This is a genomic window from Ruegeria hyattellae, from assembly GCF_041537925.1.
GTDB lineage: Bacteria > Pseudomonadota > Alphaproteobacteria > Rhodobacterales > Rhodobacteraceae > Ruegeria_C.
Window position 1 is genome coordinate 21,426 of record NZ_JBGOSH010000018.1, and the last position, 13,423, is coordinate 34,848.

The 13,423-nt window shown below is 56.3% G+C and carries 14 protein-coding genes and 3 pseudogenes; 10 read left to right on the top strand and 7 right to left on the bottom strand.

Going from position 1 to position 13,423, the window contains the following annotated elements:
- Nucleotides 1-18: 18 nt before the first annotated feature.
- Nucleotides 19-434, top strand: a pseudogene (locus AB1E33_RS29630) (DDE-type integrase/transposase/recombinase); the annotation flags it as partial.
- Nucleotides 435-620: 186 nt separating this feature from the next.
- Here the strand turns inward: AB1E33_RS29630 and AB1E33_RS26485 are convergent.
- Together AB1E33_RS26485 and AB1E33_RS26490 are read right to left on the bottom strand one after the other, a co-directional pair.
- A complete protein-coding gene (locus AB1E33_RS26485; RefSeq protein WP_372580227.1) occupies nt 621-1,658 on the bottom strand; it encodes a trans-3-hydroxy-L-proline dehydratase in 1,038 nt (345 codons plus the stop codon).
- Nucleotide 1,659: 1 nt separating this feature from the next.
- Nucleotides 1,660-3,705, bottom strand: coding sequence for an oxidoreductase (locus tag AB1E33_RS26490; RefSeq protein ID WP_372580228.1), 2,046 nt, complete (start codon nt 3,703-3,705; stop codon nt 1,660-1,662).
- A 96-nt stretch (nt 3,706-3,801) separates the two neighbouring features.
- Here AB1E33_RS26490 and AB1E33_RS26495 point away from each other — a divergent pair, with 96 nt between their 5' ends.
- Nucleotides 3,802-4,416, top strand: a complete 615-nt coding sequence (locus tag AB1E33_RS26495) for a TetR/AcrR family transcriptional regulator (protein ID WP_372580229.1) — start codon at nt 3,802-3,804, stop codon at nt 4,414-4,416.
- Between the two features lie 45 nt (nt 4,417-4,461).
- On the opposite strand, the gene AB1E33_RS26500 is transcribed toward AB1E33_RS26495, so the two are convergent.
- Together AB1E33_RS26500 and AB1E33_RS26505 are read right to left on the bottom strand one after the other, a co-directional pair.
- Entirely contained in the window at nt 4,462-4,761 is a 300-nt protein-coding gene (locus tag AB1E33_RS26500; RefSeq protein WP_445758223.1) for a recombinase family protein, read from the bottom strand.
- A gap of 81 nt (nt 4,762-4,842) precedes the next feature.
- Nucleotides 4,843-5,721: a LysR family transcriptional regulator gene (locus AB1E33_RS26505; RefSeq protein ID WP_372580231.1), complete on the bottom strand. Its 879-nt coding sequence runs from the start codon at nt 5,719-5,721 to the stop codon at nt 4,843-4,845.
- A gap of 96 nt (nt 5,722-5,817) precedes the next feature.
- Between AB1E33_RS26505 and glyA the strand changes: the two genes are divergently transcribed.
- Entirely contained in the window at nt 5,818-7,125 is a 1,308-nt protein-coding gene (gene glyA / locus AB1E33_RS26510) for a serine hydroxymethyltransferase (protein WP_372580275.1), read from the top strand.
- Between the two features lie 292 nt (nt 7,126-7,417).
- Here glyA and AB1E33_RS26515 read toward each other — a convergent pair.
- A pseudogene (locus tag AB1E33_RS26515) lies at nt 7,418-7,525 on the bottom strand (IS110 family transposase); the annotation flags it as partial.
- A 93-nt stretch (nt 7,526-7,618) separates the two neighbouring features.
- Here AB1E33_RS26515 and AB1E33_RS26520 point away from each other — a divergent pair.
- The gene (locus AB1E33_RS26520) at nt 7,619-8,335 is read left to right on the top strand and encodes a hypothetical protein (protein WP_372580232.1); all 717 of its coding nucleotides are present in this window, start codon (nt 7,619-7,621) and stop codon (nt 8,333-8,335) included.
- 143 nt (nt 8,336-8,478) lie between these two features.
- Nucleotides 8,479-8,709 (top strand): NHL repeat-containing protein, encoded by a 231-nt coding sequence (locus tag AB1E33_RS26525; protein ID WP_372580233.1) that lies wholly within the window; start codon nt 8,479-8,481, stop codon nt 8,707-8,709.
- Between the two features lie 178 nt (nt 8,710-8,887).
- On the opposite strand, the gene AB1E33_RS26530 is transcribed toward AB1E33_RS26525, so the two are convergent.
- Nucleotides 8,888-9,724: an IS5 family transposase gene (locus AB1E33_RS26530; protein WP_372580276.1), complete on the bottom strand. Its 837-nt coding sequence runs from the start codon at nt 9,722-9,724 to the stop codon at nt 8,888-8,890.
- 201 nt (nt 9,725-9,925) lie between these two features.
- Here AB1E33_RS26530 and AB1E33_RS26535 point away from each other — a divergent pair, with 201 nt between their 5' ends.
- The 3 genes from AB1E33_RS26535 to AB1E33_RS26545 all read left to right on the top strand — a co-directional run bounded on the left by AB1E33_RS26535 (nt 9,926) and on the right by AB1E33_RS26545 (nt 12,053).
- Complete coding sequence (locus AB1E33_RS26535) at nt 9,926-10,888, top strand: hypothetical protein (RefSeq protein WP_372580234.1); 963 nt, start codon at nt 9,926-9,928, stop codon at nt 10,886-10,888.
- A gap of 104 nt (nt 10,889-10,992) precedes the next feature.
- Nucleotides 10,993-11,535 (top strand): sigma-70 family RNA polymerase sigma factor, encoded by a 543-nt coding sequence (locus AB1E33_RS26540; RefSeq protein WP_372580235.1) that lies wholly within the window; start codon nt 10,993-10,995, stop codon nt 11,533-11,535.
- Complete coding sequence (locus AB1E33_RS26545; RefSeq protein ID WP_372580236.1) at nt 11,532-12,053, top strand: cupin domain-containing protein; 522 nt, start codon at nt 11,532-11,534, stop codon at nt 12,051-12,053. The genes AB1E33_RS26540 and AB1E33_RS26545 overlap by 4 nt, the downstream gene beginning before the upstream one ends.
- Before the next feature lie 184 nt (nt 12,054-12,237).
- Here the strand turns inward: AB1E33_RS26545 and AB1E33_RS26550 are convergent, their stop codons facing one another.
- Nucleotides 12,238-12,669 carry a Tn3 family transposase gene (locus tag AB1E33_RS26550; protein ID WP_372580277.1) on the bottom strand — a complete coding sequence of 144 codons (432 nt, stop codon included), beginning with the start codon at nt 12,667-12,669 and terminating at the stop codon, nt 12,238-12,240.
- 2 nt (nt 12,670-12,671) lie between these two features.
- Between AB1E33_RS26550 and AB1E33_RS26555 the strand changes: the two are divergent.
- Nucleotides 12,672-12,776 (top strand): annotated as a pseudogene (locus AB1E33_RS26555) (hypothetical protein); the annotation flags it as partial.
- Between the two features lie 115 nt (nt 12,777-12,891).
- Complete coding sequence (locus AB1E33_RS26560; RefSeq protein ID WP_372580278.1) at nt 12,892-13,362, top strand: sulfite exporter TauE/SafE family protein; 471 nt, start codon at nt 12,892-12,894, stop codon at nt 13,360-13,362.
- Nucleotides 13,363-13,423 lie beyond the last annotated feature (61 nt).

A 13,423-nucleotide genomic window follows, 5' to 3' on the forward strand; every position in this document is an offset into this window, starting at 1 on the left:
AGTGGGGCTGATCATCCCTACCGAGCGATCGACAAATTCAGCAGAACCCTAGATTTCATGCTGTCTGAACGACGTGATGAAGCGGCAGCGACCGCATTCTTCGCCAGGGTGATCGCCAGCATCAGATGGCCGGACAAGATCGTCATCGACAAAAACGGATCAATGCGTCAGCTCTGTTCAACATGAATTGCCTCCTGGTGATGCATAACTGGTGTTGGTTGATCGACGTCCCGCAGGTGAAATACCTCAATAATATCATCGAGCAGGACCATCGTTTCATCAAGAAAATCACCCGCCCCACGTAGACCTTCAAATCGTTCGATTCGGCCGCAGCCACGCTGGCAGGCATCGAAGCCGCCCACATGATCCGCAAAGGACAATTCGACCGATCAGGGAAGTCCGAGTTTGCACAATTCGCAGAACTGGCTGGATAACTGTGTCCAATTTAAGCCACATCTCGCTTCACCCAAAAGTTTGCGGCACTACTCTTGGGCGCGGCCCAGACGGTGCCCTCTATGCCGCGAATGGTGCGCCCGATGCTGTCAACGATCTGGGCGGTGCTGAGCCCTAATCCGATAGATCGTCCTGTGACAGCTAGGGGATGTTCATACCTGCCATCCTCAGCGCCTCTTCGATTCAGGCCAAGTATCGCCCAAGCGGTAGCCCTCGGGCCAAGGATCATCTGGGTCCAGCATGTGCTGATGCGTACCGGTGATCCATGCGCGGCCTGTGATTTCGGGGATGATCGCATTGGTCTCGCCCAAAGTGGTGGTTTCAACAATCCGACCTTGAAACTCCGAGTTGAGGATCGATCGTGCCATAAACGTTTCTCCAACCTGCATCTCTCCCCGTGCATGCAGCAGTGCCATGCGCGCAGAGACGGCTGTGCCCGTTGGCGAGCGGTCTATTTTGCCGGGCTGGATTGCAACAGCTGCGGACGTCGTGAGATGAATGCCCTCGCGCATGATTGGTCCGGCGAACAGGCAGAACGAGAAGTGCTTCCAGTCAGAATTAGTGGGGTGGTGAAACGTCAACCGGTCATTTGCCGCATTGGTGATAGTCACACCCAGATCCGCCAGTGCCTTTGCCTCGGACGCGACGAGGTCAAACCCAAGGCCCGCGGCGTCGACCACTACAAAACTGTCGCCGCCAAATGCCGTGTCGACGGTAATCTGACCGATCCCCGGCACTTCCAGCGGCACGCCCATGTCACCGGCAAAGGATGGCAGGTTGCGCACGGTAATTCGTTCGGCCTTGCCATTACGGCATTCGGCGCGCACGCGAACCAACCCGCCGGGGGCCTCCAGCGTCATTTCCGTCACTGGCTCTGTCATGGGAATTATTCCGCTGTCCAGCAACACGGTTGAGACGCAGATCGAATTTGACCCTGACATGGGTGGCGTGTCCTCGGGCTCCATAATGATCCAACCCATCTGCGCCTCTGGATGTTTCGGCGGCACCAGCAGGTTCACATGGCGAAATACCCCACCGCGTGGTTCATTCAGGACGAAATTGCGCAGCGTCTCATCTTGCGCAATCCATGTGCGTTGGTCCCATAGGGTATCACCGGGGGGCGGGGCCACGCCCCCGACGATGACATCACCCACTTCGCCTTCGGCGTGGCAGGATACGACGTGAACGGTCTTGGTGCTGCGCATGTCAGATGTCCTTTACCAGGCGCAAGGCGTCATAAATGGCGGCATGGGTGTTTCGTGCCGACACGGCATCGCCGATACGAAACAACTGGAACAAGCCGTCCGGGTTGCGATCGGTGTGTTGCTTGCCCCCGTCGAGAAGTGCGTGGTAATCAATAGCTCCGCCATTGGACGACATCGGCTTGAGATCGAAATACAAATCATCCAGCGGCAGCGTGCCATAGTTCACCACAACCTGATCAACCTCGAGGTCATAGGTGTGATCGCTGTAATCCGTGCCGATTGTAGCGGTCAGTTTATTGCCGTTTCGTGCGACTTCCATCAGACGGCGCGTGACGGTAAATGTCACGTCCTTGTCCTGAAGCGATCGCATGTAAGGAACCAGGTTCATCGCCATCACGTCGGATGAAAAGGTGCGGTCGGGCGTCATGATCTCGACCTGCGAGCCTGCGTTTGCCGCAATTTCGGCGGCCTGCAAGGCGGGGTGGTCGCCGCTTTCGTCATATATCAGTATCTTGTCTGCCGGTTTCGCGTCGCCTGAGATAATGTCCCACGAGGTGACCACATCGGGCTGCTCGCCATCCTGTTCAAAAAGTTCGGTGTTTGGCATACCACCCGTGGCTACGATCACCACATCCGGGTTCAAGTCCAAGACATCCGATGCCTCGGCCCAAGTGTTGAAGTTGAAGGTCACGTCACGCGCGGCACACTGCGCCATGCGCCACTCGATGATGCCGATCATCTCGCGGCGGCGCGGTGATTGGGAAGTCAGCCGAACTTGCCCGCCGGGGTCGGTCGCAGCCTCGAATACGGTCACGTCATGGCCGCGTTCGGCGGAGACGCGCGCGGCCTCCAGTCCCGCGGGTCCAGCCCCCACGATGACAACGTTCTTCTGCTCTTCCGCCTTTGCGATCTCGTGCGGCATGGTCAATTCGCGCCCAGTGGCCGCGTTGTGAATGCACAACGCCTCACCCGCCTGATAAATACGATCCAAACAATAGGTCGCCCCGACGCAGGGACGTATTTCATTCTCGCGGCCCTCGATAATCTTACGCACGATGTGCGGATCAGCCATGTGCGCTCGGGTCATTCCGACCATGTCGAGCAGCCCCACATGCACCGCATGGCGTGCGGTTGCCACATCGGGGATCCGGGCCGCGTGAAAAGTTGGCATGCCCGTCGCCTTGCGCACTTCACCGGCAAAGTCGAGGTGTGGCGCGGATCTCATGCCTTGAATGGGGATCACGTCGGTCATCGCCGGGTCGGTGTGGATACGGCCCCGAATGACATTGAGGAAGTCAACTTGACCCGTCGCAGCAAGGCGTTTGGAAATTTCCAATCCTTCTTCGGGCGTGATGCCGCCCTTTTGTGCCTCATCCGCAGTATAGCGCAGGCCGACGATGAACTCAGGCCCGACGCGCTTGCGGATAGCTTCAATGACATCCAGTGGGAAGCGCATCCGGTTTTCCATTGTGTCGGCCCCGTAAGGCCCAATCAGATCATTGGTCAATGGCGACCAGAATTGATCGAGCAAGTGGCCGTATACCTGCAATTCGATGCCGTCCATGCCGCCTGCTTGCATCCGCTCTGCGGCGTCGGCAAAGTCGCTAATGATCCGCTCAATGTCCCAGTCTTCGATCAACTTCGGAAACGCGTGATGCGCGGGTTCGCGGTGCTTGGACGAAGACACCGAAGGTAGCCAGTCACCCTTGTTCCAGTTCGTGCGGCGCCCCAGATGTGTTAGCTGGATCATGACGGCACAGCCGTGTTCATGCACCGCATCGGTCAGCTTCTGTATCCATGGAACAACCTCGTCCTTGTAAGCAAGGATGTTATTGAACACCGGCGGGCTGTCGCGGCTGACGGTAGCTGACCCTGCCGTCATCGCCAGCGCGACACCAGCCTTGGCACGTTCGGCGTGATAGGCGGCATAGCGTTCTTTGGGCATTCCATCTTGCGGGTAGGCCGGTTCGTGACTTGTGGTCATGATCCTATTACGCAATTTCAGGTGTTTGAGTTGAAAGGGCTGTAGCAGCGGATCGGCGGGCATACGGAATCCTCTTCGTGTCGAATCATTCCTGACATGGGTGTCAGGTTGATATTTTCTCCAATTGACATACCTGTCAAGTTCTTTAACAAGGGCGATATGAATGATGCGTCTCCCTCACGAACACGGGCAAGCCGGGAGATTTGGCTGAATGCGGCCTACGATCTTTTTGTCGCCGAAGGGATCGAAGCGGTAAAAATCATGCCGCTTGCCAAAAAGCTGAACCTGACACGAACGGGGTTCTATTGGCATTTCAAAAACCTTGCTGAGCTTCATGACGCAATAATCGACATATGGCAGACCCGAAATACGGGCATAATTATTGAACGCTGCAAGACCCCTGCTCAGAGCCTCTGTGCAGCGCTTTTTAATCTGATTGATTGCTGGATCGACAATAACCTGTTTGATGCGCCACTCGATCTCGCGATCCGAAACTGGGCGCGCAGTGATGCCAGATTACAGGCGCTGATCAAACAGTCAGACGATGATCGACTGGAAGCAGTCAAGGCGTTGTTTGAGCGGTTTGGCAGGACTGGTGAGGCCGCCCATTATCGCGCCCTGACCGTGATCTTGACCCAAACGGGTTACTACTCGATGCATGTGTCAGAGCCTCGCCTGCAGCGCGCGATCGCGGGGTGCCATTATGCGGAAATATTTGCTGGAGAGGCACCAAGTCAATTGGAAATGGATGCTTTTTTGGACCGTCATCGCTGAACAACCTCGCTAGTTCTATCGCAATTGGGGGTCCAACGCCTGTCCTCAGGATCCGTATTTGCGGTCGAACCCGACTGATGACGGAATCGTATCATAAGGGGTTTTTCGGTGCCTTTTCAGGATTTCGAGCACTGTGTTCTTGTTGATTCCGAGATCCCGGGTAATCCAGCGATATGATCGGCCGTCTGTCACGGCCTGAATGACCTTCGGAGCGAGCTTGTCGGACTTTGGACGCTGTCCTGGTTGGCGGCCCAATTTCTTACCCCTGGCGCGGGCGGCGGCAAGTCCGGATTTGACACGCTCACTGAGCAGGTCGCGCTCAAACTGGGCGATCCCGGCCAGCACCCTACAGATGGCCAAGGTCCGCTTCGAGCCCATATTTCCAGATGATGCGTGTTCTATGAACGGCAGAGAAACAGCTTAGAATCAATTTTTGAGCAACAACATGACCTGGTCCGTTTCAGATCTCCGTCGCGACGCGTGAGGCACTTGGACAATTAGTGAATTATCTGTGCTGCAGGATGTGCTGTGCATAGCGGTCAGCGACCCGGACGAAAGCGCATCTTCGATCAGACACAAGTGCCCCATTAGCACGCCCGCTCCAGCCTTGGCTTCTTCAACGGCCAGGCTATAAAGCGAAAACTGCGGGCCGCTTTGGCTGTTTCGAATTTGAACGCCAGAGTTCTTTGACCACATGGACCAGTCGTGTGCCCATGTCTGGTCGTGCAGGAATGATATGCCCTCAAAGTCCCGATCTACCTGAATACGCTTCAGTAGCGAGGGCGCGCAGACGGGGGCAATCTCGTCCCGGCAAATGCAGATTTGGTTCGCAGAGCCATCCGGTATCGCAAAGAAGATCGACAGATCGAACAGTTCGCGCGACAGGTTTGGCGGGTTTTCCATCGCGGTGACCGAGAAGTTGATTTGCGGGAAATGCTCTCTGATATTACGAAGGCGTTTGGGCAGCCAAAGCTGAGCAATCGACGGCAAGGCTGCGATATGAAAATCGGCATTCGGTTTGAGGTTGCGCAGGGTGTGGGTGGCGTTCGACAGGGCATCGAACGCCGCGGTGAAGTCCGCCAAAAGAGCTTGCCCACCTTGGGTCAACTCAACCCCTTGGGCATTCCTTCGAAAAAGCAGCGTATCCGCCCAGCTCTCTAACGTTTTGATGTGCTGGGAAATTGCCCCCGGCGTAACGTTCAACTCTTCCGCAGCCCCGACAAAGCTGACGTGACGGGCCGCCGCTTCGAAGGCGCGCATGGCGTTCAGTGGTGGTCCTATGGGGCGTTTCGGGGCGACACTCATTTCATAGCCTTAGTTTTTCTACGGCAAGAAATAGCAAATCTGCTTTGCACTGTCACTGACCAGCCTGCAAGATTGGGGCGAAGATGGAGGAAAAAAGTGACCCTTGCACAAAGAAACTGGGTGCCCGGCACCAGCGAAACACTGGTTCAGGACATCGCGTCTAAAGCCGCGTCCACATCGTCCGAAAACCTTCTTGCCCGAATCGAGCAACTTGCTGAGCAGAACCGCCTGATCCATGAGGAAGAGTGCTTCAACCTTAACCCTGCAACCAATGTGATGAATCCAAAAGCCGAAGCGCTCTTGGCATCGGGCATCGGTTCACGTCCGTCATTGGGCTACCCCGGTGATAAGTATGAAATGGGGTTGGAAGCGATTGAAGAGATCGAAGTTATCGCTGCGCAGCTTTGTGCTGAAGTCTTTGACGCCCAATTTGCAGAGGTACGGGTCCCATCCGGGGCGATTGCCAATCTCTACGGGTTTTTGGCGACCTGCAAAACCGGTGACACAATCATCGCGCCGCCGGCTTCCATTGGCGGGCATGTGACCCACCATTTGGCGGGTTGTGCTGGTCTCTACGGTCTGCGAACCATCGAGGCCCCCGTTAACGCCGATGGCTATACTGTCGATTTAGATCAGTTGCGGGCGTTAGCGTGGTCACAAGGCCCCAAGCTGATAACCATCGGAGGCAGTCTGAACCTGTTCGAACACCCGGTGGCCGAGGTGCGCGCAATTGCCGATGAGGTTGGGGCGAAGGTCATGTTTGACGCGGCTCATCAATGCGGGATTATTGCAGGCCGAGCGTGGTCGAATCCTTTGACCGAGGGCGCACATTTCATGACGATGAGCACTTACAAAAGCCTCGGCGGCCCGGCGGGAGGGTTAATCGTTTCGAACGATGCCGAGATTGCTCAGGCCCTTGATGCCATTGCGTTCCCCGGTATGACAGCAAATTTCGATGCAGCAAAAACGGCTGCTTTGGCCGTCACCATGCTGGATTGGAAGGGTTTTGGCCAAGCCTATGCAAAGGAAATGATCGCTATGTCGCAAGCATTGGCAGCGGCGCTGGATGCGCAGGGGGTTCCTGTCTTTGCCGGCGCGAATGGGTTCACCAACTCCCACCAGTTCGCCGTTCTGGCTGAGCCCTTCGGCGGCGGTCAAACAGCGTCGATTCTGCTACGTAAGAAGGGGTTCCTGGCGTGTGGCATTGGCCTGCCCGTTTCTGCGGTTGACGGGGACATGAATGGCTTACGGATTGGCACCCCTGAATTGGTTCGCTGGGGCCTCACATCCCGCGATGCAGACCGTTTGGCGCAGCTGATCAGGCGCGGCCTAAGCGGCGAGACAATTGCAGGGGAAGTCTCATCCTGGCGCAAGGATTTCTCAAAGTTACACTTCGTGCATTGACGAGTAATGCGGTCACTGGCTTTCTCGAAGCAAATGGCCGCTTTGCCCTGTGTGGATGGCTCCCTTTTTGCAAGCCCTTTTTCGGTGATTGGTTTTGTCAGAAGCAGTCTTGTGTTCGGCCTATTGGCGCGACGCACATGGCCGCTGGCCCTGATAGTTTCCACCAACCAAGTCCCATTCCGCACATCGAACAGCAAGCGTTCTGGACAAAGCGTGGGGCGTCTTGGTTTTTGGGCTGACAAAGTTCCATCACGTCATTGGTCTTGCAAACTCCTGTTGTAGGTTCCTGTGTTTAGACGGTTCTCACTTTGTAGGGTTCATTCCGGGTCAGTACAGCCCCGATCATGCGGGCGGATTTGTTGGCCATAGCAACAACCGCCACTCTACTTGGCTTAACCTCCTGCGTGTCCGCTTCGGAGCCGTAGCGTGAAAGATCGCGAATTAGCTTGCGGTGCTATCCCCGGAAATTGTCAGCCTGTAGACCGGAAATATAGTGCTTGAGCACGGAGAAACTAGCGCGGCGAGGAAAGACCCGGTTATCGACCCCAAGGCCGTCGTCCTGCATTTGAGGGTGATCCATTTCTCGCTGCTCGTAGCGTGCGTGGGACCCTATATCCTCGTGACTGCGGGAGGGCTTGAAGAAATCAACCCCGGTCGGTCGCAGCTTGCCGAAATCGTCGCTGTGATAGAGCGATGGCAGCCGGGGTGGGTAGAGAACGCAGCCCGGGGTAAGCGTAATCAGTCGACGACACTCGAAATGCCGTCCAATCACGCCGCTGGCCCGATCCGTCTGAGTATAGGCCAGCCCTGGACACTCCTACCGCTCCAACAGGGAGTGCTCGATCTGGCCAATCCGGGCGCACAGATCGGCCCGTTGGACCCCAATGGACCACTCTGGTCTGCACTGGCAGAGCCTAAGCGCCGCGATATGCAGCTCTTGCCTGTGCCAAGGACCGAGTTTGTCTCTGACGTTTTTCCGCTCAATCTGCCCGCACCACAGACGCTAAAGGATTTCGAAAGCTACTGGAACGCGCTTGGGCGGATCAAGCTGACACTGACCGAAGCGAGTTGGATATTTCCAGACACCATGGGTCCGAAGTCTGGCGAACTTGGCACGCTGCCCTTTGCCCAGACGCAAGGCGCAAATGGCATAACCGTCTTCATGCGGCTGGAGCCGATCGCGGATGCGCAGCAAGAAGTTTTGAGGTAAAGGGTAAATCCACCTTAATCCTGATCCATGCAACACAGTCGGTTGCGGACAAATTTTAGAAAAGTCTGGTTTAATTCACACCGGAGCTGAAGCAAATTCGCACGCTGCGTGGTCCCAAGTACGGGTTCGTCGGCCCGCGCTACATGGATGTGGGCACTGACGGACTTCTCGTCGTCGCGGATCAGGATGCGCATCGCATCGCGAAGATCGAACCCCTTGGCGGCGAAGCCTTAGGCGTGATCGGAACGGGCTTGCCAGGCAAAGGCCCAAACCTTTTTGATGATCCCGAAGGGGTCGCGATCCGTGGCGCAGAATACTTCTTCGCAGACAGCGACAACAACCGGATCGTAAGATACGTTGTGGCAATCTACTAGGCCAGGGGCAGCGACGGAGGTTCTGATAAAGTGGGCGCCCCCGATTAATCTAAAACCGCATGGCCGACACCAGCTTCTGCTACCCGAAGAATCGTCGGCATTGGCACCGTAAACTTAACTGGCACAGGCTAGCGAGTTGGTTTTGTCGCAAACCTGCACTCAACCACAGTGTATCCCTTTATTGCTGAATATCTACAGGCCACCGTGATTTGATTGAATATTCAACCGGCAATGAAATCAATGTGTCATGTTTGGCGATGGCATCAATGTGCTGATTGCGCTGTGCATTCTCGCCATGGACAGCGCTCTTCGGAGGTGGGATAACGATCTCCATTTCAGGCCCAAACCTCTCCACCAGACAGTCTACCACGCCCTGGCCGTCATACGCACCATCCGCCAGAAACAGGCTCACGCCGGCATCAACAACAGTCATCAAATCTGGCAGCGCCGTTTCATCGCCCACATGCTCAGTGGCCAGCTCGGAAGCGGCGATATCGCCGGTTTCCGGATCAAGGGGGATATGGAGCTTGCGCCATGTCTTGCGGGCCTTCCTGACGCCGTGCTTTTCTTCATGCCAGCCGTCGTCGCCACGCACTTTCAGACCCGTGCAGTCCACAATGAGGGTGATTGGCTGACCTGCAGTTCGCCGACTTTGCGTGATCCTCAGCCCTTTGCCGCGTCGCGACGGGGTCGAGAAATCCGACACCGCAAGATCCATACCCATCAACCTGGCAATCGACCGCATGAAACCCTGTGCTTGCCAGAGCGGAAGTCGAAACACGACCCTCAGGGTGAGGCAAATCTCGATTGCCAGATCAGAGTAACGCGCCTGGCCACCGCGTGTCTTGCGACGTGGTGACCTCCAGTTCTGCATCCGCTCATCAGAAACCCAGATCTTCACATCGCCCCGCTGCCGGAGGCTTTCGTTGTATTCCGAACAGTTCGTTACCCGGTACTTTGCCTTGGGAAACTTGTCGCGACGGGCATCATTGAATTTGTATGGCATCCACGACATCTCACAGAAAGGAAAGTGCAAGAGCTAATCCGGGAAGACGATCCGTGCAACAAGGTCCACCGATATCAATCTTCTGACCGATCTTGGCCTTGCAAGTCGGCAAAGTATTTTTCACGCGCAATGCATCTGTTTTGTTTCGGCGCCCGATTTATGGGGTGAAGCACTCAATCGAGGCTTCGTATTATTGCTAGGAGATTAGAAATGTCCAAGATCACCCGACCTGAATTACCACAACCCTTTTTGACCTTTGCCACGGAAACCGCACGGTTCGCAAACGCCACAAAATTAATGCCGTTCAGCGATGACAGCGAGATCGGCCTTTCGACGGCGGCCGACAAGCTTGCCACCGTGGTCAAATCCCTGAACTCCAGGCTTGGCGCCTCGGTCAAACCCAGCGATGCAAATATTAGCGACCTGGGTGAACGCGTGGCACCCGCGATCGAAACGCTTGAAACACTTGTCGACGTATTTTGCCAGGACGCCGAAAGCGGAGCGACTTCACTTCCAGACCTGGACGACATGGCGGTGTTCATGGGGTTCCTCGGACAAAGTGAGGACTCGCTGTTCCGCGTGCTGGAATTGACACCCGCCGCGTTGCAGGTTCGCCCCACGCAAGAACGGGCCGAGTTGATCGAGTGCCTTGCCTCTTTTGGTATCCCACGCGCTGATGTCGGGCTACATCCGCCGGTTATGATAAAGATCATCATCATTCTGGTTACGGTCGTCGTGTTTTTGCGCCGCCGCGACACGGAATTTCTGGTGATCACGATTGTGAACGTTCTGATCCTGATCGACCGCCGCGGACAAGGCGGGCTCAAGCTGCCAGGCACGGGCGGCACGTCCCAACCTGGCACGCCGCCAACCGGGCCGGTCACGACCCCAGTCACGCCGCCCCCTGCCCCGCTTGTGCCACCAGTTCCGCCGGTTGATCCTTGCGCGGCGCTTGGTGTCAGAGACTTCATAATTGGCGGCAGTGGCACGACCGAGCAGGCGGCCCTGAACAACGCGATTGCGAACGCCATGCTTGAAGCCCAGAGGCGCTGCAGTCCCAACTGCCGTGCTCGGATCTTGGGCATTACGAGTGAACGTGCTACGCTGATTGGTGATGCGGCAAATCCGTTCCGTACCGCGCGTAGGTTCCTATTCCGTTGCGAAAAGCCGTAAGCTTAGCGGAATTGCAGCATCCCGGCCGCGTGTCGGGGTGCTGCCATTGATCTAGTCAAGTTGCCGGTTTTTGCGTACCATAGACGTAGCGACCGGAGACCGGAATGGGCCAGCTTGTGCACCGCGAAGAGCCATCGCTTGAAGATCTTCTCAGCCAGACATCCACTGGGGACATGGCAGCCTTCAAGGCGCTCTACGACCGGACAGCCAGGCTTCAGCTCGCTATTGCCAGACGCGTGTTGTGTCGTGACGACCTAGCCGAGGAAGCGGTGCATGACGCGTTTGTCTCGATCTGGCACAGCGCTGAACGTTTCCTCCCCGACGATGGATCAGCCATGGGCTGGATCTGTACGATTGTCCGGCGGCGTGCCATAGACAGGTTGCGGGCGAGCCCTTGGTTGCACCGCGAAATCGCGACGTTGCCCGACGACACGCTCCCGTCGCAGACTGTTGGTTCCGAAGAGAGGCTGGCCTTAGAACAATGCCTGGGCGAACTCGCACCGCATGTTCGTTTGGCGATCCGCCTTGCTTATCTCTATGGTATGACCCACAGCGAGTTGAGCCAGAGTCTGGATCTGCCGCTAGGGACATTAAAAAGCCAGCTTCGGCGGGGCTTGATTGCGTTGAAGGAATGTCTGACCAGATGAGTGATCGTGAAACAAAATCCAATGGCGCGCAGAGCTCAGACGCTGCGTTGCGATATCTGGGACTGGATGATGCCGACAACGCGCAGGACGCACCTACCGAGTCCGAAATTCTGGCTTGGGCAGATCGCTTCTTGGCGTTTGAAACCGACGAGGCCCCGCCACCGCCCGCGTCGTTATGGGAGTCAATTGCCCAACAGGTTGCTGTCGCCCCCGGGATACGCACCGTCCACCCTGGCGACGGCGTTTGGGAAACCCTGGGCGACGGGCTGCGCCGCAAGATCGTGCACATAGATCCCGACACCGGATGTGCGAGTTACTTTCTGGAACTTGCCGCAGGCAGCCAACTGCCTGCGCACGAGCATCCTGTGGATGAGCACTGTGCCGTGCTGGAGGGAACGCTTAGGATCCGTTCCCAAGTATTCGGGGCGGGCGCCTACCAATTTTCGAAAAGCGGTCACCCTCACCCACCGATCACCGCCGAGACCCGCGCCTTGGTTTTCATATACGGACCGACCTGACAACTTCCGACCATATCAGACATTCGCGCGTGTGCCGTTCTGGCAGCGGGTGAGGGTTATCGTAACGAAGCTGCCGTATGTTGCATAAGCAAGCTTTTGTTATTGAATGGTTTTATTTGCGTGCCACTAGCTAAGCCCCTGTTTTTGTTCAGTATGGTCCTCACAGGTCCTCATCGCATGTGATTTACAGCTCCTTGAGTGTTGATTGCGCCATTTTTACCTGGGTTTCTGCGCCGCTCAAGATCAAAGGTGATGGTGCCTTTAAGGTTGATGTGCGCGTGAGCAATTGGGGCGATGTGGCGCATGTGGTCCTGGGAGCGATCCCAGTCAGAGCGTCTGATGGCTTGGTCGTATCGATGCTCATTCCAGGCATGGCGACATTTGTGAGCAGAGTTAGTGCGCTTGAGATTGCGGTCATCTGCTCACGGGTTCGTCCGCGTCGCGGGGAGATTGGGCCGTTGTGGATTACGCGTTGGAGCACGGGCATGGATTCGATTTGGCTTAGGAGACGCTGTATTTCTTGCCGGAACGCAGGCCTTCCAAAATAGTCACAAAGAAACACCGACCGCTGGAGCTTTCCGAGCGCCTCCCCAGCGTTGTAGACTGGCATGCCGATTGATGCGGAACTGTGACGCTCTCCTGACCTTCCCTGCGTTGGTGTTCACGGGAGTTCCCACCATTGCCGCCAATGCAACAAGTGCGGTGGCGGTTTTTCCTGGCTATCTCAGCGGTGCACTGGGGGTTTTGAAAGAGCTGCGGGAAATTCCGTTCCGCCAACTGATTATACTTCTGGCCTTGTCGCTGTTGGGGGGGTGTTTTGGGATCTCTGTTGCTGCTGGTGACACCTGCGAGCGTCTTTTCCGCCTTTATTCCGTGGCTTCTGGGATTTGCAACCCTTGTATTTGCTCTTGGCAATCGAATTTCGGCGTGGTCAGAGCGAAATGTCAAAGCCGAAGGCTTCACAGGAAATTTTGCGACTTTGTTGGTTTGCGTTTATGGAGGTTACTTCAACGGAGGTCTGCGTATCGTCCTGCTTGCCTTGTTTTCCGCATTGGGGATGCGCGACATCAACCTGATGAACGGGCTCAAGAATGGCATGTCCTTCGTAATTTCCGGCGTGTCAGTCGTAACGTTTGCATTGGCAGGTATCGTCTATTGGCCTCAGGCCTTATTGATGATGGCTGCCGCAACCATTGGCGGCGATAGCGGTGCCATCGTCGCGCGGCGCCTGTCGGCAAGCGCAGTGTGCGCAATCGTTGTTTGCATCGGCGTCGCCACGACAATTGTGTTTGCGATCAGAGACACATAGATCGGCCCATAAGAGACATTCATCGTAAGTGCCGCTGCCGCACTGCAACTTCACCGAACCG